General features: G+C 72.4%; 22 protein-coding genes, 1 tRNA gene and 3 pseudogenes. 14 read left to right on the forward strand and 12 right to left on the reverse strand.

What is annotated here, in order from left to right; genetic code table 11:
• Positions 1-196: 196 nt before the first annotated feature.
• The 5 genes from ABD374_RS19280 (at position 197) to mscL (ending at position 4,152) form a co-directional block, all read left to right on the forward strand.
• Positions 197-1,462, forward strand: coding sequence for an MFS transporter (locus ABD374_RS19280; RefSeq protein WP_344496795.1), 1,266 nt, complete (start codon positions 197-199; stop codon positions 1,460-1,462).
• Between the two features lie 66 nt (positions 1,463-1,528).
• On the forward strand, positions 1,529-1,879 hold the full coding sequence (locus ABD374_RS19285; RefSeq protein ID WP_344496796.1) for an FmdB family zinc ribbon protein: 351 nt from the start codon (positions 1,529-1,531) through the stop codon (positions 1,877-1,879).
• A 90-nt stretch (positions 1,880-1,969) separates the two neighbouring features.
• Entirely contained in the window at positions 1,970-2,803 is an 834-nt protein-coding gene (locus tag ABD374_RS19290) for an S-methyl-5'-thioadenosine phosphorylase (protein ID WP_344496797.1), read from the forward strand.
• Between the two features lie 113 nt (positions 2,804-2,916).
• Positions 2,917-3,552 (forward strand): hypothetical protein, encoded by a 636-nt coding sequence (locus ABD374_RS19295; protein ID WP_425577269.1) that lies wholly within the window; start codon positions 2,917-2,919, stop codon positions 3,550-3,552.
• A 123-nt stretch (positions 3,553-3,675) separates the two neighbouring features.
• Positions 3,676-4,152, forward strand: coding sequence for a large conductance mechanosensitive channel protein MscL (gene mscL / locus ABD374_RS19300; protein WP_344496798.1), 477 nt, complete (start codon positions 3,676-3,678; stop codon positions 4,150-4,152).
• Between the two features lie 10 nt (positions 4,153-4,162).
• Here the strand turns inward: mscL and ABD374_RS19305 are convergent, their stop codons facing one another.
• The gene (locus ABD374_RS19305) at positions 4,163-4,387 is read right to left on the reverse strand and encodes a hypothetical protein (RefSeq protein WP_344496799.1); all 225 of its coding nucleotides are present in this window, start codon (positions 4,385-4,387) and stop codon (positions 4,163-4,165) included.
• A gap of 120 nt (positions 4,388-4,507) precedes the next feature.
• On the opposite strand from ABD374_RS19305, the gene ABD374_RS19310 reads away from it, so the two are divergent.
• Positions 4,508-5,596, forward strand: coding sequence for a P1 family peptidase (locus ABD374_RS19310; RefSeq protein WP_344496800.1), 1,089 nt, complete (start codon positions 4,508-4,510; stop codon positions 5,594-5,596).
• Between the two features lie 143 nt (positions 5,597-5,739).
• On the forward strand, positions 5,740-6,543 hold the full coding sequence (locus tag ABD374_RS19315; protein WP_344496801.1) for a DUF6227 family protein: 804 nt from the start codon (positions 5,740-5,742) through the stop codon (positions 6,541-6,543).
• A gap of 100 nt (positions 6,544-6,643) precedes the next feature.
• Here ABD374_RS19315 and ABD374_RS19320 read toward each other — a convergent pair whose 3' ends face one another.
• The 4 genes from ABD374_RS19320 to ABD374_RS19335 all read right to left on the reverse strand — a co-directional run bounded on the left by ABD374_RS19320 (position 6,644) and on the right by ABD374_RS19335 (position 12,215).
• Positions 6,644-8,743: a PTS fructose transporter subunit IIABC gene (locus ABD374_RS19320; protein WP_344496802.1), complete on the reverse strand. Its 2,100-nt coding sequence runs from the start codon at positions 8,741-8,743 to the stop codon at positions 6,644-6,646.
• 46 nt (positions 8,744-8,789) lie between these two features.
• Entirely contained in the window at positions 8,790-9,737 is a 948-nt protein-coding gene (gene pfkB, locus ABD374_RS19325; protein WP_344496803.1) for a 1-phosphofructokinase, read from the reverse strand.
• Positions 9,738-9,749: 12 nt separating this feature from the next.
• On the reverse strand, positions 9,750-10,511 hold the full coding sequence (locus tag ABD374_RS19330; RefSeq protein ID WP_344496804.1) for a DeoR/GlpR family DNA-binding transcription regulator: 762 nt from the start codon (positions 10,509-10,511) through the stop codon (positions 9,750-9,752).
• A 165-nt stretch (positions 10,512-10,676) separates the two neighbouring features.
• Positions 10,677-12,215: an MFS transporter gene (locus ABD374_RS19335; RefSeq protein ID WP_425577270.1), complete on the reverse strand. Its 1,539-nt coding sequence runs from the start codon at positions 12,213-12,215 to the stop codon at positions 10,677-10,679.
• A 62-nt stretch (positions 12,216-12,277) separates the two neighbouring features.
• On the opposite strand from ABD374_RS19335, the gene ABD374_RS19340 reads away from it, so the two are divergent.
• Positions 12,278-13,261, forward strand: a complete 984-nt coding sequence (locus ABD374_RS19340; RefSeq protein WP_344496805.1) for a helix-turn-helix transcriptional regulator — start codon at positions 12,278-12,280, stop codon at positions 13,259-13,261.
• A gap of 96 nt (positions 13,262-13,357) precedes the next feature.
• Here the strand turns inward: ABD374_RS19340 and ABD374_RS19345 are convergent, their stop codons facing one another.
• Positions 13,358-14,380 (reverse strand): sigma-70 family RNA polymerase sigma factor, encoded by a 1,023-nt coding sequence (locus tag ABD374_RS19345; RefSeq protein WP_344496806.1) that lies wholly within the window; start codon positions 14,378-14,380, stop codon positions 13,358-13,360.
• A gap of 165 nt (positions 14,381-14,545) precedes the next feature.
• Here ABD374_RS19345 and ABD374_RS19350 point away from each other — a divergent pair, with 165 nt between their 5' ends.
• Positions 14,546-15,142: a GNAT family N-acetyltransferase gene (locus tag ABD374_RS19350; RefSeq protein WP_344496807.1), complete on the forward strand. Its 597-nt coding sequence runs from the start codon at positions 14,546-14,548 to the stop codon at positions 15,140-15,142.
• Positions 15,143-15,202: 60 nt separating this feature from the next.
• Positions 15,203-16,226: pseudogene (locus tag ABD374_RS19355) on the forward strand (questin oxidase family protein).
• Positions 16,227-16,296: 70 nt separating this feature from the next.
• Here the strand turns inward: ABD374_RS19355 and ABD374_RS19360 are convergent.
• Positions 16,297-16,467 (reverse strand): annotated as a pseudogene (locus ABD374_RS19360) (dioxygenase); the annotation flags it as partial.
• Between the two features lie 76 nt (positions 16,468-16,543).
• Between ABD374_RS19360 and ABD374_RS19365 the strand changes: the two are divergent.
• Complete coding sequence (locus ABD374_RS19365) at positions 16,544-17,035, forward strand: MarR family winged helix-turn-helix transcriptional regulator (protein ID WP_344496808.1); 492 nt, start codon at positions 16,544-16,546, stop codon at positions 17,033-17,035.
• Positions 17,036-17,123: 88 nt separating this feature from the next.
• On the opposite strand, the gene ABD374_RS19370 is transcribed toward ABD374_RS19365, so the two are convergent.
• Both ABD374_RS19370 and ABD374_RS19375 read right to left on the reverse strand, forming a co-directional pair.
• Entirely contained in the window at positions 17,124-18,650 is a 1,527-nt protein-coding gene (locus tag ABD374_RS19370) for an MFS transporter (RefSeq protein WP_344496809.1), read from the reverse strand.
• 77 nt (positions 18,651-18,727) lie between these two features.
• Positions 18,728-19,465, reverse strand: a complete 738-nt coding sequence (locus ABD374_RS19375; protein ID WP_425577271.1) for a TetR/AcrR family transcriptional regulator — start codon at positions 19,463-19,465, stop codon at positions 18,728-18,730.
• A 241-nt stretch (positions 19,466-19,706) separates the two neighbouring features.
• On the opposite strand from ABD374_RS19375, the gene ABD374_RS19380 reads away from it, so the two are divergent.
• On the forward strand, positions 19,707-21,074 hold the full coding sequence (locus ABD374_RS19380) for a M6 family metalloprotease domain-containing protein (RefSeq protein ID WP_344496810.1): 1,368 nt from the start codon (positions 19,707-19,709) through the stop codon (positions 21,072-21,074).
• Positions 21,075-21,139: 65 nt separating this feature from the next.
• Here the strand turns inward: ABD374_RS19380 and ABD374_RS19385 are convergent, their stop codons facing one another.
• Entirely contained in the window at positions 21,140-22,843 is a 1,704-nt protein-coding gene (locus ABD374_RS19385) for a class I adenylate-forming enzyme family protein (RefSeq protein ID WP_344496811.1), read from the reverse strand.
• Positions 22,844-23,048: 205 nt separating this feature from the next.
• Here ABD374_RS19385 and ABD374_RS19390 point away from each other — a divergent pair.
• A tRNA-Arg gene (locus tag ABD374_RS19390) sits at positions 23,049-23,121 on the forward strand.
• A gap of 386 nt (positions 23,122-23,507) precedes the next feature.
• Positions 23,508-23,936: a VOC family protein gene (locus tag ABD374_RS19395; RefSeq protein ID WP_344496812.1), complete on the forward strand. Its 429-nt coding sequence runs from the start codon at positions 23,508-23,510 to the stop codon at positions 23,934-23,936.
• 16 nt (positions 23,937-23,952) lie between these two features.
• Here the strand turns inward: ABD374_RS19395 and ABD374_RS19400 are convergent.
• Positions 23,953-24,060 (reverse strand): annotated as a pseudogene (locus tag ABD374_RS19400) (IS5/IS1182 family transposase); the annotation flags it as partial.
• On the reverse strand, positions 24,056-25,162 hold the full coding sequence (locus ABD374_RS19405; RefSeq protein WP_344496813.1) for a hypothetical protein: 1,107 nt from the start codon (positions 25,160-25,162) through the stop codon (positions 24,056-24,058). The gene ABD374_RS19405 and the pseudogene ABD374_RS19400, both read right to left, overlap by 5 nt.
• Positions 25,163-25,264: the final 102 nt, after the last annotated feature.

A 25,264-nucleotide genomic window follows, 5' to 3' on the forward strand; every position in this document is an offset into this window, starting at 1 on the left:
TAAGATAAAGGCCTACTGATCGACCAACTCTGCCTGACGCAGAGCTGGCGCGACCGTACGGCGGCCGGCCCCTCGCAGGGGTGTCCTGGTATCTACCGCCGGTCCTGCGCAAGAGGACAGCTCTCGGCGGCTCCCGCACGCACCCCATCCGCGCGTGCACAGGGGAGCGTCACCAGGCGGCAGAAAGGCAAGGACCGTGCCCCACACGGTCACGACCGACCGCCCCGGTTACGGGCAACTGCTGCGCACCCCCGGCGCATGGACGTATCTGCTGCCCGGGTTCCTGGCGCGGCAGCCCTTCGCGATGCTGACGATCGGCATCGTGCTGCTGGTGCAGCACACCACGGGGTCGTACGGGAGCGCGGGCGCCGTCGCCGCCGTCACCGGCGTTTCCATGGCACTGTTCGCGCCGCAGAGCGGCAAACTGGCCGACCGTTTCGGACAGAGCGCCGTGCTGTTCCCGGGCGTTCTCGTGCACACCGCCTCCGTCGTCACGCTGACGCTGCTCGCGCTCTCGGGAGCGCCCCTGTGGGCGCTCTTCGTCGCGGCCGTTCCCACGGGCGCATCCGTTCCGCAGATCGGCCCGATGGTGCGGGCACGCTGGGCCGCCAAGCTGGAGGGCTCGCCGCTGATGTCCACCGCGGCGGCCTTCGAGTCCGTCACCGACGAGTTCACCTTCGTCGTGGGACCGGTCCTCGCGACCGCGCTGTGCACCGGTGTGCACCCGGCGGCCGGCCTGGTCGCCGAGGCCGGCCTGACGCTGGTCGGCGGTCTGTTCTTCGCGGCGCAGCGGCGTACGCAGCCACGGGCCGGGCGCCTCTCCCTGTCCGAGGGGCCGCGCGTCTCCGCGCTCTCCGTGCCCGGCGTACGGGTGCTCGCGGTGGCCTTCCTCGGCATCGGCTCGGTCTTCGGGGGAATGCAGGTCTCTCTGACGGCGTTCTCGGAGGAGATCGGCAACCCCGGCGCGAACGGACTGCTCTACGGAACGTTCGCCGCGGGCAACATGCTCGCCGGTGTCGCGTGCGGCGCCATCGCCTGGAAGGTCGGGCCCCGGCGCCGTCTGATGGTCGGGTACGCCGCTCTGACGCTGGCCGCGTCCGGGCTGTGGGCGGTGCACTCCGTGCCGCTGCTCGCGGGCCTGGGACTGCTGGTCGGCCTGTGCATCGCGCCCGCGCTGATCACCGGTTACACCATGGTCGAGACCCTGGTGCCCGCTTCGGTCCGTACCGAGGCGTTCACCTGGCTGACCGGCGCGGTGGCCCTGGGGCAGGCGGCAGGTGTCACGGTCGCCGGACGGCTGGCGGACGCGAACGGTGCGAGCGCCGGATTCCTGGTGCCGCTGGTGGGCACCGCGCTCGCCCTCGCCACCCTGGTGGCGCTGCGCTCGCGGCTCGCACCGAGGGCTCCGGGACGGGTCGCCGCACGTGGCGTGAGTCACCGAGTGCCGGTGACAGTGGACTGATCTCTCGGAATGCGTCAGTATGGAACGTCGTTAGCACTCATTGAGTGAGAGTGCCAGGAGGAGCAAGTGCCGACCTATCAGTACCAGTGCACCGAGTGCGGCGAAGGCCTCGAGGCGGTGCAGAAGTTCACCGATGACGCACTGACCGTGTGCCCGAACTGTGAGGGACGCCTGAAGAAGGTGTTCTCCGCGGTCGGCATCGTCTTCAAGGGTTCCGGGTTCTACCGGAACGACAGCCGCGGCTCCTCGTCGAGCAGCACGCCGGCGACGTCGCCCTCGAAGGCCGGAGCGTCGTCCTCGTCCTCGGGCTCCGACTCGAAGCCGGCCGCGTCGTCGACGAGCTCGTCGTCGGGCTCCGGCAGCTCGTCGGGTTCGTCCAGCTCGTCCAGCTCGTCCAGCACCACTTCGGCCGCCTAGGCCGCCTGTTCCTGCGCAGTCCGCGCGAGGACCCCGCCGTTTCCGACGCCGGGGTCCTCGGCGTTTTCCCGCCCGGTTACTGTGACCGCCATGGCGAACGCGGAGATCGGCGTGATTGGCGGCTCGGGCTTCTACTCCTTCCTGGAGGACGTCACCGAGGTCGAGGTGGACACCCCCTACGGGAAGCCGAGCGACTCGCTCTTCCTCGGTGAGATAGCGGGACGGCGGGTGGCCTTCCTGCCCCGCCACGGGCGGGGCCACCACCTGCCGCCGCACCTCATCAACTACCGAGCCAACCTGTGGGCGCTGCGGTCCGTCGGCGCGCGCCAGGTGCTCGGGCCGTGTGCGGTGGGCGGGCTGCGGGCCGAGTACGGACCGGGGACCCTGCTCGTACCGGACCAGCTGGTGGACCGCACGAAGGCGCGCACGCAGACGTTCTACGACGGCCGGACGCCGGTGGACGGGAAGCTGCCGAAGGTCGTTCACGTGACGTTCGCCGACCCGTACTGCCCCGAGGGGCGCGCGGCGGCGCTCGCGGCGGCGCGCGGGCGCGAGTGGGAGCCGGTGGACGGCGGGACGCTGGTCGTCATAGAGGGGCCGCGGTTCTCGACGCGGGCGGAGTCGCGGTGGCACGCGGCGGCGGGCTGGTCGGTGGTCGGCATGACCGGGCACCCGGAGGCCGTGCTCGCCAGGGAGCTGGGGCTCTGCTACACCTCGCTGACGCTGGTGACGGACCTGGACGCCGGGGCCGAGGCGGGCGAGGGCGTCTCCCACGAAGAGGTCCTCGAGGTGTTCGGGGCGAATGTGGGCCGGCTGCGCGATGTGCTCTTCGACGCGGTGGCGGCACTGCCGGCGGACGAGACGCGCGACTGCCTGTGCGCGCACGCGCTGGACGGGGTCGACACGGGGATCTCACTGCCTTAGCCGGGGCGGGTGCGGGTGCCTGGGCCGGAGCGGGCGCGGGCGCGGGTGAGCGGGTTGTCCACAGTCCGGGCGCCGTCCACAGGGCCCGGCAGGATCCGGGCGGACCGTGGATCGTGAGGAGCGTTCAGCCGGACTCCTCATGGCAGGCGGTGGTCACCGTGTCCCCCTATCCCTACGCCCCCACTCCTCCCGCGCCCGTTCCCGGACCGGAGCCGTGCGGTGTGCCCGACTTCTCTCCGCTGCGCGTGGACGGCGGCAGGCACCGGCTGCGGCGCGCGGTGCGGCGCAGGAGGCGGGCGATGGCGGCCGGGCTCGCGATGACAGCCGCCGCGCTGGCCGCCTCGGGGGCGCGTGACGCGGGGCGTGCGGGCGGTGCGGCGCAGGCCGGGGCGCCGGCTGAGGCGCAGGGCGAGGCAGGGGCCGCCGGGGCGCGGCAGCGTGAGCGCCGGCCGGTGGAGATGGTGTCCGCACCGGTGCGGATCGCGGACGCCGCGACCGTGCGGCTGCTGCGCCGCGGGGACCGTGTCGATGTGATCGCTGCGGCGGCCGGCCCCCAGGCGGTGGGCGGGGAGCCGCCGGACGCCCGGGTGGTGGCTGCCGGTGTCCGTGTGGCCGACGTGCCGAAGGTGCGCGAGACCTCCGCGGGCGGGGACGAGGGAGCGCTGGTCGTTCTGTCCGTACCGCGCGCCACGGCCGCCGCACTGGCCGGCGCGGGCACGACCTCCCGGCTGGCGGTGACGCTGTGCTGACCAGAACTGACGACCTCTCATGTCACCGGTACGTGGACGGCGATTGGACACGCCCTTCACCTGCTGGCATAGGTTTCGGAACTGTTTGCTCCGCCCCCGGCACATGCGAAAAGAGGCTCACTGGTGAGCGAGGAGAAGAAGCAGAGCGTTCTGGCGGGCTTCAAGGCCTTCCTGATGCGCGGCAATGTGATCGACCTGGCTGTCGCGGTGGTCATCGGCGCCGCGTTCACCAACGTCGTGAACTCGATCGTCAAGGGGGTGATCAACCCGTTGGTCGGTGCGTTCGGCACGCAGGACCTGGAGAAGTACAGCTCCTGCCTGAAGCAGCCGTGCACGCCGGACAAGAACGGCGTGATGCAGGGCATTCCGATCAACTGGGGGCTCGTTCTCAGCGCGGTCCTCAGCTTCCTGATCACCGCGGCGGTCGTCTACTTCCTCATGGTTCTGCCCATGGCCAAGTACCTGGCGCGGCGCGCGGCGCGGGAAAAGGCGCAGGAAGACACCGCGGAGGTCATGGAGGCCACCGAGGTCGAACTGCTGAAGGAGATCAGGGACGCCCTGGTCGCGCAGCGCGGCTCGGGCCACGGCAGCACGCCGTAGCCCGGGTCGCTCAGAGGTGGTGCGGCGGCTTCTCGTCCAGGAATCGGGCGAGGTCTGCCGTGCTGCCGCCGCTGCCCGGAGGCCGCTCGCCCCACCCGCGGTCCGTATCGTCCGCTGACTGCTGGTCCAGTGGATCGCCGAAGTCCAGCGTCGGCTTCGGCCGTGGCTTTCGCCCGGCCTGCTGCTCGGACGTCTGCTCCGGATCGCGCGGTCCGTGGGCGGGGGCGGTGCTCATGGTTCCAGGATACGGCGGACGGCCGGTTCGGTGTCGTCTGCGGCCTTTGCGGCACCGGCGTTTCCGGCAGTCCCGGCGGCTCTGCCCTCAGGAGGACCGTCCCGTGATACGCAGGGTGCCATGGGACACCGGACGAGAGCGGACGCCCTGACCGATGTGGCCGGGCTGCGGGTCGGCCACGCACGCGTGCCGGGGGACCGCGCGCTGAGCGGCACCACCGTCGTACTGGCGCCGGAGGGCGGGGTGGTGGCCGCCGTGGAGGTACGGGGCGGAGCTCCGGGCACGCGCGAGACGGACGCCCTCGACCCGCGCAATCTGGTGGAGCGCATCGACGCCGTCGTTCTGACGGGCGGCAGCGCGTACGGACTGGACGCCGCTTCCGGGGTGATGGCCTGGCTGGAGGAACAGGGCCGGGGCTTCCGGGTCGGGCCCGACCCGGCGCAGGTGGTGCCCGTCGTGCCGGCCGCCTGCCTCTTCGACCTGGGGCGCGGCGGCGACTGGCGGGCCAGGCCCGACGCCGCGACGGGACGGGCCGCCGTCGAGGACGCCGCCCGTACGGACATCGGGGCACCCGTGGCGCAGGGCGGGGTGGGCGCGGGGACGGGCGCGGTCGCGGGCGCGATGAAGGGCGGCGTCGGCACGGCCGCCGTCGTGCTCGGCTCGGGCATCACGGTGGGGGCGCTCGCGGTCGTCAACGCCGCGGGTTCGGCCGTCGATCCGCTGACGGGTGTCATATACGGCGATGGCGTACAGGGGTGGGCCGACCGCCCGGCGGCGGAGGTCCACGAGGCGGCGCAGCGCAGGCTGGCCGAAGCGCGGGAGGAGACGCGGCGGCGCTCGGCGGCCTCCGCGCGTCCGGTGCTGAACACCACCCTCGCGGTCGTCGCCACCGACGCGGAACTGTCCCGGGCGCAGGCGCAGAAGCTCGCCGGTACGGCGCACGACGGTCTCGCGCGGGCCCTGCGTCCCGTACACCTGCTCACCGACGGCGACATCGTCTTCGCCCTGTCGACAGGGACGAGGCCGCTGCTGACCGGCTCCCCCGAGCCCGGGTTCGCGGCGCACGCGGGCGCGGGCGTGGACGCTCTCAACGAGGTGCTGGGGGCGGGGGCGGACGCGCTGGCCCGAGCGGTGGCGAAGGCCGTGCTGGCGGCGGAAGGGGTCGAGGGGCCCGGGGGCGTTTACCCGGCGTACCGGGATCTCTACTGACGGACCGGCGCGACGAGCCGGCCGGAAGGGCGGGAACCGTGGATGCTCCTCCTTCGTTTTCCCCCAACCCGGCGACGTTGTCAGACCCAGGGGCTACGTTGAGCACTCGGCAAGTGACAAGCGGCGACGGCCTGGAGAGACCCTTGAGCGATCCGTACGAGACAACCGAGGAGCACCTCGAGCGACTCCTGGGGCGCGCACTCAACTCGTTCGACCTGCCCGACGCGACCGTGGAGCGGCTCGAATCCGCGCTGGCCCACAGCACGTCCCTGCACTCCTCGCACCACAGCGCGGGGCTGCACCGCGAGACGTTCAAGCACGCGTTCCTGCTCTCCGACGGCAGCTCCCTCACCCTGTGGGAGCTGGCGCACAACGCGAGCCGCGACGGCACCACGCAGCACGAGCTGTACACGGAGGAGGACGGGGTCCGGCTGGCCGCGTCCCGGCTGCCGCGCCCGGGCGGTACGGGTGGCTCCGGTTTCCCCGGCGGGGACGGCGCCACGGGGCGGGGCGCGGGCCGGGGCGCCGGCCGGCCCGACCGCGATCCGGATACCGACCTGGATGCCGACCTCGAAATCCTGGCCACGCTCATGGCCGTGCGGCCGCCCGCCCGTCGCGTCTTCGTCCCGGACAACTCCGCCGACCACGCGCGCCGTGTGCTGCGCCGCGCCGAGAACGCCGACCGCCCGGGGCGGGACACCGCGCTGCGTCTGAGCGGCGCCGTCGCCCACCAGATCACTCAGGCCTTCGGGCGCCGGTGCAGCGTGGAGGGCCGGGACGCCGGGTTCACGCTGTACGAGCACGCGTTCCTGTTGCGCGACGGCAGCGAGGTGAGCCTGTGGGAGGTCGAGCACACGGCCACGCCGGACGGCCGTCACATGTGCGAGGTGTACGGAACGGAGCGCGCCGCGCGCGAGGCGATGGAGCTCCGCGCGCGGGTGGGCTGACCGGTCCGTCGCGCCGCCGGGCCGCCGGGCCGTCGAGCCGCCGGGCCGCCGGGCCGTCGAGCCGCCGGGCCCCGCGTTGTCCTGCGGGGCACGGCGGGTGTCAGGCGGCTACCGCCACCTTGGTGTCGGTCTCCGTGGCGTCTCCGGCCTGCGCCGGCCGCGGCGTCTTCCGCAGTCCCTTGAGGAGGACGACCAGGCCCGTGCTGACCGCCGTACCGGCCAGGACGGCGAGCAGGTGGAGGAACGGGTTGCCGATCAGCGGGACCACGAAGATGCCTCCGTGCGGGGCCCGCAGCGTGCACTCGAAGGCCATCGACAGGGAGCCGGTGACCGCGCCGCCCGCCATCGACGCCGGGATCACGCGCAACGGGTCGGCCGCGGCGAACGGGATCGCGCCCTCGGTGATGAACGACGCGCCCAGCACCCAGGCCGCCTTGCCGTTCTCGCGCTCGGCCCTGGTGAAGAGCCGGCCGCGTACGGCCGTGGCCAGGGCCATCGCCAGCGGCGGGACCATGCCCGCGGCCATGACGGCGGCCATGACCTTGAGGCTGCCGTCGTTGGGGTCGGCGAGGCCGCCGACCGCGAAGGCGTAGGCGACCTTGTTGAGCGGGCCGCCCAGGTCGAAGCACATCATCAGGCCGAGGACGGCGCCGAGGACGACCGCGTTGGCGCCGGAGAGGCCGGACAGCCAGTCGGTGAGCGCGCTCTGGAGCTTCGCGATCGGCTCGCCGATCACCAGGAACATCAGGAAGCCGACGACGGCGGAGGAGACCAGGGGAATCACCACCACCGGCATGATGCCGCGGAGGGGGGCGGGGATCCTGAGCCTCTGGATCCCCGTCACCACCGCGCCCGCGACGAGACCCGCCACCAGCCCGCCGAGGAAGCCGGCGTCGATGGCGACGGCGATCGCGCCGCCGACGAAGCCGGGGACGAGTCCTGGCCTGTCGGCCATGCCGTACGCGATGTAACCGGCCAGGACCGGTACCAGGAAGCCGAAGGCCAGTCCGCCGATCTGGAACATCAGGGCGGCCCAGCTGGTGGTGTCGGTCCAGGCGAAGTGCTCGATGACGGAAGGGGCCTGGTTGATCTCGTAGCCGCCGATGGCGAAGCCCAGGGCGATGAGCAGGCCGCCCGCGGCGACGAACGGCACCATGTAGCTGACGCCGGACATGAGCCATTTACGGAGCTTGGTTCCGTAGCCTTCGCCCGGCTCGCCTGTCTCTTCGACCGGGGAGCCCTTGGCCGCGGGTGAAGTGGCCTCGCCGCGTGCGGCCTTGGCGCGTACTTCGGCGATGAGCTCGGCGGGGCGGTTGATGCCGGCCTTGACGTTCACGTCCACCGTCGGCTTGCCCGCGAAGCGCTCCTTGTCGCGTACGGGCACGTCGTGGGCGAAGATCACGCCGTCCGCGGCGGCGATCACGGCGGGGTCCAGACGCGTGAAACCGGCGGAGCCCTGGGTCTCCACGGTCAGTTGCGTGCCGGCGTGGTTCCCGGCCTGTTCCAGTGCTTCGGCTGCCATGTAGGTGTGCGCGATGCCGGTGGGGCAGGAGGTGACGGCGACGATCTTGAACGGGGTGGCGGTTTCCGGAGCGGGGGCTTCGGGGGCGGGGGCTTCGGGGGCGGTTCCGCGCCGGGACGTCTCCTCGGGCGCCGAACCCTCCGGCAACGCCGCGGTCGGTTCGGGCCCGTTGCGTTCGACACCCTGCGGGGAGCGCCCCGGCACGTCCCCTCCCGGCACCGCGGAGGACGCCGCGGGGGCGTCTCCCCGGATCAGGGCTGCTGCCGGTTCGGGTGTGGTCGCCGTACGGAGGGCCGTGGTGAAGTCCTCGTTCATCAGTCGGCGCGCCAGTCCGGAGAGGATCGTCAGGTGGGCGTCGTCGGCGCCCGCCGGGGCGGCGATGAGGAAGATCAGGTCCGCCGGGCCGTCCGGGGCGCCGAAGTCGATGCCCGGTGTGCTGCGCCCGAACGCGAGCGTCGGCTCGGTGACGTGAGCGCTGCGGCAGTGCGGGATGCCGATACCGCCGTCCAGCCCGGTCGGCATCTGCGCCTCGCGCGCCGCGACATCGACGAGGAAGCCGTCGAGGTCGGTGACGCGCCCGAGGGCCACCATCCGCTCGGCGAGTGAACGCGCCGCCTCTTCCTTCGTGGTGGCGGCCAGGTCGAGATCGACCAGGTCCGCGGTGATCATCTCGCTCATCGCGGGCTCCTTCGCTCGCAGGGGGTGGTGGGGGGAGGTGCGGGGGTCATGACGCCGGCTCCGTCAGGGCGCGGTCCAGGGGAATGTCCGTGGTCACCGTGACGGCGGACGGAACCAGGTCCGCGGGCGTCGGCATGACGCTGCCGGGGAGCTGCACGGCGGCCGCGCCGTGCGCGACGGCCGAGGCGAGGGCGTCCGGGCCCACGCCGCCCGCCGTCAGGAAGCCGGCGAGGGAGGCGTCGCCCGCGCCGACGTTGCTGCGGACGACGGCGACGCGGGCGGTGGCGTGGTACGTGCCCTCCGCCCCGGCCAGGAGCTGTCCGTCGGCGCCGAGGCTGGCGAGCACCGTGCGCGCGCCCGCGTCGCGGAGTTCCCGCGTCGCCTTCAGCGCGTCGCCGACCGTGGCCAGGGGGCGGCCGACGGCCTGGGCGAGCTCTTCGGCGTTGGGCTTCACCACGTCCGGGCGTTCGCGGAGTGCCGCGAGGAGGGAGGGGCCCGAGGTGTCGAGTGCGATGCGGGCGCCCGCCTCGTGTGCGCGGGCCACCAGTTCGGCGTACCACTCGGGGGCGAGGCCACGTGGCAGGCTGCCGCAGCAGGCGATCCAGTCGGCGCCGGCCGAGTGCGTGCGTACGGTCTCCAGGAGTGAGACGGCGTCGCCGGCGGAGAGTTCGGGGCCCGGTGCGTTGATCTTGGTGAGGGTGCCGTCCGGCTCCACGAGTGTGATGTTGGAGCGGGTGTCGCCCGTGACGCGGACGGGCGCGACCTCGATGCCCTCCGCGCCGAGGAGTTCGGCGACGAGCGCGCCCGGCGCCCCGCCCAGCGGCATGACGGCGAGGGTGCGGTGTCCGGCCGCGGCCACGGCGCGCGAGACGTTGACGCCCTTGCCGCCCGGGTCCATCCGGTCGGCGGTGGCGCGCAGCACCTCGCCCCGCTGGAGGACCGGGAGTTCGTACGTGCGGTCGAGACTGGGGTTGGGGGTGATGGTGAGGATCATCTGCACTCGTTCCTAGACACACTGCACTTCGGTGCCGGCGGCCTCGACGGCGGCGGCGTCTTCGGGACTCAGACCGGTGTCGGTGATGAGCAGGTCGACGTCGGTGAGGTCGCCGAAGCGGGCGAAGTGCTCCTGCCCGTGCTTGGCGGAGTCGGCCAGCAGGACGACCCGGCGGGCGGCCGCGACGACCGCGCGTTTCACGGCCGCCTCGGCGAGGTCGGGGGTGGTGAGGCCGCCGTCGGGCGAGAAGCCGTTGGTGGCGAGGAAGGCCACGTCGGCACGGATCTCGCCGTACGCCCGCAGGGCCCAGGCGTCGACGGCGGCGCGCGTACGGTGGCGGACCCGGCCACCGACGAGGTGCAGGTCGATGCCGGGGTGGTCGGCCAGACGGGCGGCGACCGGGAGTGCGTGGGTGACGACCGTCAGGCCGCACTCCAGCGGTACGTCGGCGGCGAGGCGGGCGATCGTGGAGCCGGCGTCGAGGATGACGCTGCCGTCGTCGGGCAGTTCGGCGAGGGCCGCCCGCGCGATGCGGTCCTTCTCGTCGGCGGCGGTGGACTCGCGCTCGGCGAGGTCCGGCTCGAAGCCGAGGCGGCCCGCGGGGATGGCGCCGCCGTGCACGCGGCGGAGGAGGCCCGCGCGGTCCAGGGACTTGAGGTCTCGGCGGACGGTCTCGGCGGTGACCTGGAAGGTCTCGGCGAGAGAGAGCACGTCCACCCGTCCGCTCTCGCGGGCGAGGCGCAGGATCTCCTGCTGGCGCTCCGGTGCGTACATGGGGGATTACATCCGTTCGATGCCCGAACCTGTGGTTTAGGTTGCAGAGTACGGTCGAGATTCACCGTTGTAAACAGATTCGGGCATGAGGCGGACATGTTCGGACTCAAACGGAGACGGCGCCCGTGTCGGATGACACGGGCGCCGTCGGTCGGCGGTCATGGGTCAGGGGGTGAGCGCCGACACCTTCGCCGGTGCGGCCTCCGGGGCCGCTGCCGCCGCGGCCTCGGACCCCGCCCGCGGCCGCGCCGGCAGCGCGAACATCAGGCAGAAGATGGCCACCAGCACCGCGGCCGTCCACCACAGCGCGTTCTGGAACGCGTCGACGAAGGCCGTGCCGACGGCGGCCGGCGCCACGTGCTCGTCCATGGCACCGAAGAAGACGACCGACACCAGGCCGAGGCCCAGCGCGTTGCCCATCTGCTGCACCGTGTTGATCAGCCCGGAGGCCGAACCGGCGTGCTCGCGCGGCACCTCGGACAGCACCGCGTCCGTCAGCGGCGCCACGATCAGGCCCATGCCGAGCCCCATCACGACCAGCGGCAGCGCCATCTGCCAGGGGTGGATGGCCGTGCCGTACCGGTCGGCCTCCCAGATGTAGAGCAGCAGTCCGGCCGCCATCGTCAGCGCGCCCCCCTGGAGGACCTTCCGGCCGAAGCGCGGGACCAGCTTCTGCACGGAGAGGCCCGCGGCGAGCGAGACCGCTATGGAGAACGGGATGCCCGTCGTGCCGGCGCGAAGCGCGCTCCAGCCGAGCCCCATCTGCATGTAGAGCGTCCAGACCAGGAAGAAGATGCCCAGTGCCACGCCGAGGGTCAGTTGCACCGCGATGCCGGCGGTGAAGCTCTTGATCTTGAGGAGGGAGAGTTCGACCAGGGGCGAGCCGTCCTTGCGGGTCTTGTGGCGCTCGTACGCGCCGAAGAGGGCGAAGACGGCCAGGCTGCCGGCCATGGCGAGGTGGCCCCACAGCGGCCAGCCCAGCTCCTCGCCGCGGATGAGCGGGTAGATCAGCATGAGGAGGGCGAGAGTCGCGAGCGCCACGCCGACCAGGTCGAGGCGCAGTGCCTTGGGGGCCTTGGACTCATTGATGAAGCGGATGCCCAGGACCAGTCCCGCGATGCCGACGGGCAGGTTGATGAGGAAGATCGGCCGCCACTCCAGGCCGAACAGGTTCCACTCGGTGAGCAGCGCGCCCAGCATCGGGCCCGACACGGCGCCGAGGCCGACGATCGCGCCGAAGAGGCCGAAGACCTTGCCGCGCTCGTGCGCGGGGAAGGTGGTGTGGACGATCGACAGGACCTGCGGCACCATGAGCGCCGCCATCCCGCCCTGGAGGATGCGGGAAGCGACGAGCATCTCCGGGTCAGCGGCGAAACCGCAGAGCGCGGAGGCGAGCGTGAAGCCGGCGATACCGATCAGGAAGAGCCGCTTGCGGCCGTAGATGTCACCCAGCCTGCCACCCGTGATCAGCCCGGCGGCGAAGGCCAGGGCGTACCCCGCGGTGATCCACTGGATCGCACCGAAGGTGGCGCCCAGGTCCTTCTGGATGCTCGGGATCGCGATGTTGACGATCGTGACGTCGACCAGGTCCATGAAGGCGGCGGTCATCACGATGGCGAGCGCGAACCACCGGCGGCGGTCGGGCGTGCCCGTCCCGGTCCCGTCCGTATCCGTCTGCTCGGACTGCAGGGGTGTGGAAGTCATACGAGTGAGACTAGGCCGGATGTAGGACGGATCGTGTCCCACTGGGACGGCATCCTGGAGGCATGACGACCGACACACCGGCCCGGCTGCTGCACCTGCTCTCGCTGCTCCAGACGCCCCGGGAATGGCCCGGCAGCGAACTCTCCGAACGCCTGCGCGTCAGCCGCCGCACCGTGCGGCGCGACATCGACCGGCTGCGCGAGCTCGGCTATCCCGTACAGGCGACGATGGGCACGGACGGCGGCTACCGGCTCGTGGCGGGCAAGGCGATGCCGCCGCTGGTGCTCGACGACGAGGAGGCCGTCGCCATCGCGGTGGGGCTGCGGGCCGGTGCGGGCCACGCGGTCGAGGGCATCGAGGAGGCGTCGGTGCGGGCGCTGGCGAAGCTGGAGCAGGTGCTGCCGTCCAGGCTGCGCCGGCAGGTCTCCACCCTCCAGGCCGCCACCATCCCGCTGACCAGCGGCGACGGGGCGACCATCGATCCCCGCACGCTCACGGTGATGGCGGGCGCGGCGACCGGGCAGGAGCGGCTGCGGTTCGCCTACCACTCGGGGGACGGATCGCGGTCCAGGCGGCTCGTCGAGCCGCACCGGCTGGTGAGCACGGGGCGGCGCTGGTACCTCGTCGCGTACGACCTGGACCGGGACGCCTGGCGCACGTTCCGCGTGGACCGGGTCAGTGAGCCGTTCGCCACGGGGGCGCGCTTCACTCCGCGGGGGCTGCCGGGCGGGGACGCCGCCGAATTCATCCGGCACTCCATGAACCGGCTCCAGCCGCGGTACCGGGTGGTGGCGACGTTCGACGCGCCCGCGGAGTTCGTCGCGGCCCGGCTGCCGGGCTCGCTCGGCACACCGGAGCCGGTCGAGGGCGACGACAGCCGCTGCCGGCTCGATGTGACGGCCACCGACTCGGTGGAGTGGCTGGGGCTCCGGCTCGCGCTGGTGGACTGCGAGTTCACGGTGTCCGAGCCGCGGGAACTGGTCGACTACCTGGCCGGGCTCGGCGGCAGGCTCAGCCGCGCGACCGCCCCGCGGGAGCAGCCGTAGAAGGCGGTGGAGCGGTGGTGGACGCGGGGAGCCCCGGCACCGGGGGGAGTGCGCCGGGGCTCGACCCTGAAAGACACGTACCTCGTTCGGAGCCGTTTATGCGACCGCGTCGAAACCGGTGTCGTGAGCCATGCGCTTCAGGTCCATCAGAGCGTGCTTCTCTATCTGCCGGATCCGCTCACGCGTCAGTCCGTGCTGCTTGCCGACCTCGGTCAGGGTCCGCTCCCGGCCGTCCTCGATGCCGTACCGCATACGGATGATCGAGGCCGTCCGCTCGTCGAGCCGGCCTATGAGGTCCTCCAGCTCCTCGCTGCGCAGCAGCGAGAGCACCGACTGCTCGGGCGAGACCGCCGACGTGTCCTCCAGGAGGTCGCCGAACTGCGTCTCCCCCGCGTCGTCGACGGGCATGTTGAGCGAGACCGGGTCGCGCGCCCAGTCCAGGACGTCACTGACGCGCTGGGGCTTGGCGTCCAGCTCGGCCGCGATCTCCGCGTGCTCGGGCTCGCGCCCGTGCTCACGGTTGAACTCGCGCTGCACGCGCCGGATGCGGCCCAGCTCCTCCACCAGGTGGACGGGGAGCCGGATGGTGCGGGACTGGTCCGCGATGGACCGGGTGATGGCCTGCCGGATCCACCAGGTGGCGTACGTGGAGAACTTGAAACCCTTGGTGTAGTCGAACTTCTCGACCGCGCGCACCAGGCCCGCGTTCCCCTCCTGGATCAGATCGAGCAGGGGGAGGCCACTGCGCGGATAGCGGCGCGCGACCGCCACGACGAGACGGAGGTTGGCACGGATGAACAGGTCCTTGGCACGCTCGCCCTGCGCGACCAGCGCTTCCAGCTCCTCGCGGGAGGCGCCGCCCGCGTCGCCCTTCCCCTCCGTGGCGACGGCTGATGTCACCTCCTTGTCGAGGATCTGCTGCGCGTACACACCTGCCTCGATGGTCTGCGAGAGGTCGACTTCCTTGGCGGCGTCGAGCAGAGGCGTCCGTGCGATCTCGTCGAGGTACATACCGACCAGGTCGCGGTCGGCGATCTCCCCGCCTACGGCGCGAACGCTGCGTACCCCGCCGGATCCGCCGGTGGCGGTCTGGTGACGGGCGACGGCACGGGTTGCCATGCGTGCTCCCTTGCTGAGTAGGTCGCGATGTGTTGGCTGCCGGACTCCTTACACGGGTGCCCCGCTTCCACTGGAAACAACGACTGGAATCCGGACAGAATTCCCCTGGCGTGCGTTCATTTTCGTGATCTTGCAGTACCCTGTCCGCCGTCGAGGGGGGGAAGCATGGCGCACGAACACCCGGAGGCGCAGGTCAGCGCGGGCACCGAGGCCGACCTCAGCGCCCTCACGGACATCTACAACCACTACGTCCGTGAGACGGCGATCACCTTCGACACCACCGTCTTCACACCCGGGCAGCGCCGCCCGTGGCTGCTCTCCCACCCTGGAGACGGCCCGTACCGTCTGCTGGTTGCCCGCTCCGGATCCTCCGGCCGTGTTCTCGGTTACGCGACGAGCAGCCCCTTCCGCCCGAAGGCCGCCTACGGCACCTCCGTCGAAGTCAGCGTCTACTGCGCCCCCGACGCCGGTGGCCGCGGCATCGGCACGTTGCTGTACGAGGCGCTCTTCGAGGCACTGGAGGGCGAGGACCTCCACCGCGCGTACGCCGGCGTGGCCCAGCCCAACGAGGCGTCCGCCCGGCTCCACGCCCGCTTCGGCTTCCGCCATGTCGGCACGTACCGGGAGGTGGGCCGGAAGTTCGGCCGTTACTGGGACGTCGCCTGGTACGAGCGCCCTCTCGGCGCCGGGACCGGTTCCGGTTCAGGCGCCGGGACCGGTTCCGGTTCAGGCCCCGGCCCCGATCCCGGCCCCACGGCCTAGGACCCGGCGTAGGTCCGCAGCCCGTTACTCCCCGTCCGTCCCGCGCCTAGTCTCCGGCGCATGGACACCACAGGCACCCTCGACGAAGCACTCGAACGCCTCCACACCCACGGCCCCGAGCGCCTGGGCCGCCTCACCAATCACGCCCCCATGGCCGTCGAGTCCCTCGCCGCGCGCGGCCGGGCCGACTCCGTCCACCGCTGGCTGGATCTTTACGCCGCCCGGCTGGAAGACTTCCCCTCCCGCCACACCCCGGTGACCGACGGCAACTGGCAGGAGGCGCTGGGCGATCCGCGCCGGGCCGCCGACTGGATCGCGTACTTCGGCCACCGCCTCACGGCAGCGGAGCAGCCGTGGCGCGAGGTGCTGGCCATGCTGGTGGCCCAGGCTGCTGCCGGGCGTGTACGGCGGCGCCACGCATCCGGTGATCCGGGTGGGCCACGCGGTACGCACCCTCCTGACGGACGGCGAGAACGCCCCGCGCCGCACCGAACTCGCCCACGGTCTCGGCTACTGGGCCGCCCGCTACCGCCCCGTGGAGCCGCCCGCCCCGCTGCCCGCCGCCCCCACCGCCGCCGAGGCTTTGGACGCCGTACCGCCCGTCGACGTACGGCAGGGGGGCTTCCCCGACCGCCTCGGCCGCGTCACGCGGCTCCCGGTGTGGGCGGGGGCGCTCGCCGCCACGGAGCCGGACGAGGCGCGGCGGCACCTGGCCGAGCTGGTACGGGCCGCCACCCACCGGTACGCCACGCACGGCCACGGCGACGAGACCATGCTGGTCCACGCGGCCACGGCCCCCAACGCCGTCCTGCGCACCCTCCCCGCGCTCCCCCGCACCCTGTGGGCCCCGAGCCTGCACGCCGCCTGGACGGCGTCGGCGGCGGTCACCGCGATGTACGCCCCGGACGAGCCCGTCCCGTACGCCGCACCGGGCTCCGTCGTTCCCGAGGAGGTCTTCGCGCGGGCGGCGGCGCACGGCGACGAGCACGTCATCAAGTTCACCGACACCGCGCTCGACATCGGCGACGAGCCGTCGCTGGCGGCCGCCCTGCGCGCGATCGAACTCAGCGAGCCGCCGACCTGAGGGCTTGGAGGCTTGGGGACTTGGGGACTTGGAGCATGGGAGCTTCGAGGTCCTGACGTCCCGTCAGCCGAACTGCACCGACCGCGTGGGCGGAGACCATCAGGATCGCGCGCGGCCGGGGAAGACCTGCGGACCAGGCCGCGAGCCGGCCGGGCCACACGGGGTCGTCGGCCGGCGGCGGAGCTCCGTGGCCCAGACAGAGGGCGGGCGTACGCTCCACGACCGCAACCTTTCCTTGAATCTTCAAGCAAGTCCGCGGAGGCAAGCCCGGCGCCGACTAGTTTAAGTTTCAAGAAGTGGGTCGTAGAGTGGTGCCCATGACGACGGCACCTCGCTGGCTCAGCGGAGAAGAGCAGCGCACCTGGCGCGCGTACCTCCAGGCCACCACCCTCCTGGAGGACCACCTGGACCGCCAGCTCCAGCGCGACGCCGGCATGCCGCACGTCTACTACGGCCTGCTGGTGCAGCTCTCCCAGGCGCCGGAGCGGCGGCTGAGGATGACCGAGCTGGCCGAGACCGCGAAGATCACCCGCTCCCGGCTCTCGCACGCCGTCGCCCGCCTGGAGCGCAACGGCTGGGTGCGCCGGGAGGAGTGCCCGTCCGACCGGCGCGGGCAGAACGCCGTACTGACGGACGAGGGGTACGCGGTCCTCGAGCAGACCGCGCCCGGCCACGTCGCCACCGTCCGCCAGGCGATGTTCGACCGGCTCACCCCCGAGCAGGTGCGCCAGCTCGGCGAGATCATGCGGGTCATGGCGGAAGGGCTCCAGCCGACGGGCACGGGCGCGGACCTGCCCTGGCTCCGCTGAGGCCGCGCCCGAGGCGGAAGCGGAAGCGGAACCAGGGCAGGTCCGGGTCGTCGTGTCGCGCGAAGGGCGCGCGAAGGTCACGCGAACGTCAGTGGGCGATGACCGGGATCTTCAGCTCGTCCTCCGCGCCCGCACCCGCGCCGTCGCCCGACCCCGCGACCGTCGTCGTACCCGGACGGCCGGTGTTGATCAGCGTCAGCGCGATCGCCGCGGAGACGGCCAGGATGCCGACCGCCCACCAGATGGCACTCGCGTAGCCGTGCACCATCGCCTGCGCCTGGAGCAGCCGCGCGTCGGTGGCCCCGGCGGCGTGCGTGGTGACGTACGCCGTGGTGGCGCTGGCCGCGATGGTGTTCAGCAGCGCCGTACCGATCGCGCCGCCCACCTGCTGCGAGGTGTTGACCATGGCCGAGGCCACGCCCGCGTCGCGCGGCTCGATGCCGTGCGTCGCCAGCGACATGGCCGGCATGAACGCCGTACCCATGCCCAGACCCAGCAGCAGCTGCGCGGGCAGGATGAGTCCCGCGTACGACGAACCGATCTCCAGCTGCGTCAGCAGCAGCATGCCGAGCGCCGCGACCAGGAAGCCGGGGCCCATCAGGTAGCGGGGCGCGACCCGGGTCATCAGACGGGCGCCGATCTGGGTCGAGCCCGTGATCATGCCCGCGATCATCGGCAGGAAGGCGAAGCCGGTCATGACGGGCGAGTAGCCCTTCACGATCTGGAGGTAGTAGGTGAGGAAGAGGAAGAGCCCGAACATCGCGATGACGGCGAGACCCAGCGACGCGTAGACACCGCCGCGGTTGCGCTCCATCAGGACGCGCAGCGGCAGCAGCGGCGACTTGACCTTCGACTCGACGGCCACGAAGACGGCGAGCAGCACGGCGGAGGCGACGAAGAGGCCGATCGTCGCGCCCGACGCCCAGCCGTCGGTCTCGGCGCGTGTGAAGCCGTACACCAGCGCGACCAGGCCGAGGGTGGAGAGGACGACGCCCGGGATGTCGAGCGGCGAGCGGTTGCGGCCGCCGGCCGGCTCACGGATCACGAAGTAGGCACCCGCCGCCGCGACGACCGCGAAGGGGATGTTGACGAAGAACGTCCAGCGCCAGTTCAGGTACTCGGTGAGGAAGCCTCCCAGGATCAGACCGACCGCGCCGCCGCCGCCCGCGATGGCGCCGAAGATGCCGAACGCCTTGGCCCGCTCCTTCACGTCGGTGAACGTCACCGCGAGCAGCGAGAGCGCGGCCGGCGCGAGCAGCGCGCCGAAGGCGCCCTGGAGGGCGCGCGAGCCCAGCATCAGCGCCTCGTTGGTGGCCGCGCCACCGAGGGCGGAGGCCGCCGCGAAGCCGAGCAGACCGACGACGAAGGTGCGCTTGCGGCCCCACAGGTCGGCTATGCGGCCGCCGAAGAGCAGCAGTCCGCCGAAGGCCAGGGCGTACGCCGTGATGACCCACTGGCGGTTCGCGTCCGAGATCCCCAGGTCCTGCTGGGCCGACGGCAGCGCGATGTTCACGATCGTCGCGTCGAGGACCACCATCAGCTGGGCGAGGGCGATGAAGACCAGCGCTTTCCAGCGGCCCGGATCGGGGAGGAGGGTGTCGGCTGTTTTTGGCATGGGGATATCCACCTAAGGGTGCGAAGAGGAGAAAAAAATACGTAACTACGTGGGTGGGAGCGGAGGTCGAGCGGGAGTCACGACTCCCGGCGCAGGCCCTCCCACGTCGCGGGAGTGCCGGGGAGGGCGGAACGCGCCGGTGCCTCCAGGCCGTCGAGGAAGAGTTGCAGGTGGCGGTGGACGAACTGGTCGAAGTTCATGCACGCGCTGCCCGGCAACGGCCGGGTGAGCTGGGAGAGGGCGACCAGCAGATCGCCGACGGCCACGTCGTCACGGAGCCGCCCGGCCCGCCGCGCGCGCCTCATGAGGCTGTCGACGGCCCCTTCGAGGCGCTCGCGCTCGGCGAGCAGTTCCGGGTGTTCCTTGTCGAAGCCGTCGGCGAGCATCGGGCACAGTGCGCCGATCCGCTCGTCGGCGGCCGCGTGGACGAAGCGGCGCAGCGCGTCGAAGGGGTCGGCCTCCTCGGCGATCGCCGCCCGGGCCCGGTCCGCGGCGCGGGACATGACGGAGACGACCACGTGGCGGACCAGTTCTGTGCGGTCCGGGAAGTGCCGGTACAGCGTCGCGTTGCCGACGCCCGCACGGCGGGCGATCTCGTCGAGCGGCACCTCGGGGCCGGACTCGACGAACATCTCACGCGCGGCCGAGACGATCCGCTCCCGGTTGCGCAGGGCGTCGGCCCGCGGGCGCTGGGCGCGGGGCCGGGCGGCGTCGGCGCGGATGCCGGTGCCGGTGTCGGGGCTGGTGTCGGTGTCGACGTCGGTGTCGGTCTCGGTGGCCACGGCGCTCCCTCTCGTCCTCGTACCTTCTCGCATGGCAGCCGGTAACCGGGGACCTGGTCCCCGGTTCGGCGAACACAGGTGCAAACGGGGAGCCCGTCCCCGGTTATTTCCCGAACTACCACATGTGGCCCGGATCACAAACGGAGCATGGAATTCCGCACGATCGGCCTACCCGGGGGCCCGCCCGGCGAGCGCCCGGCGGGCCCCCGGCACAGGGTGAGCGAACGAGAGCAGTCAGGGACGGCCGGCTGCCGCGGACCCCGAAGGCGCCCCTATGCGGCAGACCCGCCCCCGGATACGCAGACCCCGCCACCTGGTGAGCGTCACCGTCCTCACCGGCCTCGCCCTCACGTCCGTGACCTCCGCGGGGTCCCCGCTCACGACCGGGACCAGGGCGTCGGCGGGCCCGGTGGGCTCCGGCGACCTGGCGGTGTCCGTGGCCGGTGAGACCGCGCTCGAACCGTGCAGGCTCGCGGGCACCCTGGGCGTGCAGATGTCGGAGGGGATGCCGACGCCACCCGGATTCGCCCGCTCCACCGGTGACGTCCGCGCCCTGACCCTCATGATCGACTTCTCGGACGCGCCGGGGAAGGGCCCGGCGCGCGACCGGTTCGAGGAGTTCTTCCCGCAGACGACGAAGTGGTTCGAGACGAGTTCGTACGGGCGCCTGCGCTACCGGCCCGTCACCCCGTTCACCGACTGGATACGGATGCCGAGGCCCTTCGCGGCGTACGGGATAGACCGCGGCTCACCGTACGAGCCCGGCTACCGCCGTCTCGTCCAGGACATCGTCGCCGCGACCGACGACCGGGTGGACTTCCGCTCGTACGACCTGGTCAACGTCCTGGTCACGCCCAACGCCGGGCCCTCGGCCCTGGACACCGTCCTGTCCGTCACCTTCTCCGGCAACGAGGACGCGCCGCGCGCCGACGGCGTCCCGCTCGCCAACACGTCCTTCGTCTACAGCCGCCAGGACGACGGGTCGGGCTCGTACGCCGAGACCGGCTTCCGGGTCCTGCCGCACGAGAACGGCCATGTCTTCGGGCTGCCGGACCTCTACACCATGGACGGCGGGGGGTCGGTCGGGCACTGGGACATCATGTCCGAGGACTGGGGGGCCAACAACGACCTGCTGGCCTGGCACAAGTGGAAGCTCGGCTGGCTCGACAGCACGCAGATCCGCTGCGCGGCCGCGCCCGGCACCACCGAACACCTCCTGGCGCCGCTCGCCTCGCGGGACGGGGACGGGGACGGGGAAGGGACCAGGGTCCGGGACGGGGACGGGGACGGGGACGGAGGCGAGGACAGCAGGGCGAAGCTCGTCTTCCTCCCCCTGACGGAGAAGACGGGTTACGCGGTGGAGGTGCGCACCCGGGCGGGCAACGACGAGGCCGTCTGCAAGCCGGGCGTACTGATCTACCGCGTCGACGCCGACGTCGACACGGGCCACGGCCCGGTGACGGTCGCCGACAGCGAGCGCGACAGCGGGGGCTGCACCCGGCGGCCCAATGTGCATGCCGAGCTGTCGGACGCGCCGTTCGAGGAGGGCCAGACCTTCAGGGACCGCCAGTACGGGATCCGGATCTCGGTGACCGACAGGACGGCGGACGGCGATTTCCGGATCCGCGTCACCCGCCGCTGACGCCCGGCCCGCCCTGCCATCCGGACCGCCGCTGCCACCCGAACCGCTACCGACCACCCGGGCCGCTACCGCTCCCCCATCTCCCCCCGCAGCTCCCTCTTGAGGACCTTCCCGGTGGCGTTGCGGGGCAGCGGCCCCTCCCGCACGAGCACGTGGGCGGGCACCTTGAACGCGGCGAGGCTCCTGCCCACATGCGCCCGCAGCTCCTCCGCACCGGCCACGGCGCCGGCCCGCAGCTGCACGACGGCGGCGACCTCCTCACCGAGCACGGGGTGCGGAACGCCGAGTACGGCCGCGTCCAGCACCTCCGGATGGTCGTGCAGCACGCTCTCGACCTCGACGCAGTACACGTTCTCGCCGCCGCGGATGACCATGTCCTTGATGCGGTCCACGATGCCGACGCGCCCGTCGTCCCGCACGGTCGCGAGGTCCCCGGTCCGGAACCACCCGCCGTCGGTGAAGGCGCGCGAAGTCGCGTCGGGATCGTTCCAGTACCCCCTGACGAGCGACTGCCCGCGCAGCCACAGCTCGCCGACCTCGCCCTCGGCCAGCGCCTGCCCGTCCGGCCCCGCGATCCGCACCTCGACGGCCGGTGCGGGCCGGCCGACGCTGCCGGGGTCCGCGCGGTACGCCGCGCCGAAGTTGGCCAGTACGCCGCCGCTGGTCTCGGTCAGCCCGTAACCGTTGCGGGGTTCGATGCGCTCGCCGTGCCGGGCCGTGAGCCGCCCGACGAGGCCGGCGGGCGCGGCGGCCCCGCCGGTGTTGAGCATGGCGAGGCTCTCCAGCCCGTCCCCGGCCGCCTCCGCGGCGTCCAGCAGCTGGAGGGCGGTGGTCGGCACACCGGCGTAGTACGTGACGTGGTGCTCGCGGATCAGCGCGAGCGCGCGCCCGGCGTCCCACTTGCGCATGAGGACGAGGGAGCCACCGGCCGCCATGGCGGCGTACACGGCGGTGAAGGCGGCGACGTGGAAGAACGGAAACGTCATGAGCGACACGGGAGCGGGCCCCTGCCCCGGGACCTCCCCGCGCGCGAGCGCGGCCAGCGCGGCGTGGAAGCGCGGGTGCGTGGCGGCGCCGGCCTGGGCGAGGTGGGTGGCGACGGCGCCCTTGGGCCGCCCGGTGGTCCCGGACGTGTAGATGATGGTGGCGTCGTCCTCGGCCCGTACGTCGACGTCGGGCGGCCCGAGGAGCGGATCGGCCCCCCGGATCCCTTCATACGCCTCGTACGCCCCGCGCCCCCCGCCCAACTGCCCCGCGTCCCCGTGGAACACGACCACCCGGGGCCGCCGCTCCCGCGCCTTCCGCCCGATGAGCCACGGCTCGACCTGCGGCAGCCGCTCCCCGTCGACCAGCAGCACGCCGGGCGCGCAGTCGTCGAGCGCGTACGCGAACTCCGCCCCGGTCCACCAGCCGTTGAGCGGGACGGCGACAAGCCCCGCCAACTGCGCTGCCCAGAAGGCAACTTGCCACTCGGGATGATTGCGCATGGCGATGACGGCCCGGTCCCCCGGCACGAGCCCGTACTCCTCGACGAACCGCCGGGCCAGCGCGCAGGCGGCGGCGAAGAACTCGCCGTACGTGTACGTCCCGCTCTCCGCGACCAGGAACGGCCGGTCCCCGTACGCCCAGGTCGCCTCGACGAACTCCCGCAGCGTCCGGGGCCCGTCGGCGTACAGCGGACTTCCGTCCTCCGCCCGTACGACCTCGAAGGGCGCCCCGGGGGCGGTCAGCGCGGCTTCGGCGGCGCGCAACGGATCATTGTTCGGCACGGACGAACCTCTCTAAGCGCTTGCTCAGCACTTGGACGCTATGCCCGCTCCCGCCGCCAGTCAAGATTCATGCATCGGCCATCTTTCCCCTACCGCCCCACCGCGACCCTGCCACCACCCCGACGCGCCCCCGCCGCAGAACCCATTCCCACCCGAGCCCCCCGACCCGGTACGCTAGCCCTCGGCCACGCACCACCACGGCCACGCCTCCGTAGCTCAGGGGATAGAGCACCGCTCTCCTAAAGCGGGTGTCGCAGGTTCGAATCCTGCCGGGGGCACAGCGCAATAAGCCGCTGACCTGGGTTTTCTTCCCCAGCAAGGCGCTCTGTTCGGCCTCGGGCTCCTCGTCCGGGGCCGTTTGCGTGCGGGGTGGGTGAGTGTTCAGGCCTGACAGCACCGGGCACAGGGCTGCTTCCTCTGGTCGGAAACGGTGGACCGGCTGGACCGGCGGCCTGTGGCGCCCGGACGGCTCGTGGACGGAGAGCCCGTCGGCACCACCTACGGGGACCGTGCCCGAAAGAAGGCTGGAGGCGTTCGGCCTCGGATCGGTACGGCGGGGGGCCTTCTTTCCGTCACCGGTGGACCCGGCGCCTGATGGGGTTGCGGGCAGACCCTCGGAGGAAGTGAACGGCAGAACCCCAAGTCCCCTTGGTACGGTGCACCGATGTCAGGGATCAAGAAGTTCCAGGTCACCTTCGACTGCGCAGAACCTGAGCGTCTCGCTCGTTTCTGGTGCGAGGTATTGGGATATGTCGTCCCGCCGCCCCCAGAGGGGTTTGCCACTTGGGATGACTACAGGCGCTCGCAGCCGCCTGAGCAGCGGGATTCCTGGTTCGCCTGCATTGATCCCTCAGGTGTGGGCCCGCGGCTGTACTTCCAGCGCGTCCCCGAGGGGAAGGCCGCCAAGAACCGGGTGCATCTTGATGTGCGGGTCGGCACCGGGCTGGTGGGAAAAGAGCGCCTCGCCGCACTCGAGGCCGAATGCGCACGACTGGTCCCGCTCGGCGCGGTGCACGTGCGAACGCTGTATGACGGCAATGACTCGTGCATCCCGATGCTGGACATCGAGGGCAACGAGTTCTGTATCGACTGAGCGTATGGGGCGGGAGTCATCCCGTGAGGGTGAGGTTGTGCAGCCGTGCGATGCCGAGCACGGCGGTGGGGACGCCGTCGCCGCGCAGGCGGCAGTCACGGAGGTTCTTCCAGGTCCGCTCACGACCGCGTCGCGGTCCCGCACCCTTCGTCCGCGGCCCCGCGCATCCGCTCGGCCATCGAGGCACTGCGGTCGTACGGGTCGACCCCGGGGCCGTCACCCGCCCCGGCGTCCGGCTGTTCGGCGGCGAACTCCGGGGTGAAGTAGCCGGTGACCGTGTCGCAGTCGCCGTTGGTCGTGTGGGCCTTGTACGAGACGAGGGAGAAGGTTCCCGGTTCGGTGATCACCTTCGCGGGGTCGTCCCAGTTCAGCACCACCTCGCGCCGCACGATCGTGCGCGCGACCTCGTCGCTGCCCGCCGCCGCCCGCGTGACCGGGTACACGTACGTCACATCCGCGGTCACCCGGAGGGCGCCCCGCTCGCCCTCCCGGTACGTGATCCGGCCCCGGGTCCTGACCACGTCCCCGACGAGGCGCACATGCGCCTCGTCGAACCGGCTGAAGAGCATCAGCGGGTCGTTCCTCCTGCTCGGCGCGCGGAACGCGGTCGCGAGGAAGTCCTGGACGTCCTGCTGGTGCGGGTTGATCAGCGCGATCGCCCGTGCGGGGCGCGCGCCCCGCAGCACGCCCGGATCCAGGCTGGACGCGGCGAGGAAGTCCCGGGTCCGGCCGAGAGCCCGCTCGACCTGTGCCGTGCTCATCCAGCCGGTCGCTCCGGCCGCGGGTACCGCGATCCCGGCCGTGCCGCTCGCCCAGCGCGCCGCGGGCGAGCCCCTGAACGGTTCGTCCAGGGTGGGCCGCCGGGCCGCCTCCGTGGGGGGCGGCCGGTCCGGGCGCTTCGACTCCGTGGCGAGCGGCCCGCCGGTCTCACCGTCAGCGCCGAACCATCCGGTCACCCGCCCCGGGATGAGCGCCACGACCAGCAGGGCGAGCGCGGCCAGCAGCCCGACCGCGTACCAGCCCTTCAGCCGCCTCGGCTCAGCCGGCGTGTACGTGCGCCACGCCTCCGCCGTCGCGGGCTCCTCGCGCAGCCGCCGCGCCACGGCCCGGGCCCGCGCCGAGGGCTCCTCGGGTGCGTCCGGCACGCCCTCCGCCGACTCCCGGAGGAACCGCTCCCACTCCTCGTCGGACACGGACGAACCGCCCTGGTCCCCACCCGCGTTCACGCTGAACTCCTCGCGTCGCCCACTGCTCCGGCACCCCCCGGGCCGTCATCCACCGCATGATCGCACGGTGGCGCCTGAGCCGGCCGCCCGGTTCAGGTCCTG

This window comes from Streptomyces enissocaesilis (assembly GCF_039533765.1).
GTDB classification, from domain to species: Bacteria; Actinomycetota; Actinomycetes; order Streptomycetales; family Streptomycetaceae; genus Streptomyces; species Streptomyces enissocaesilis.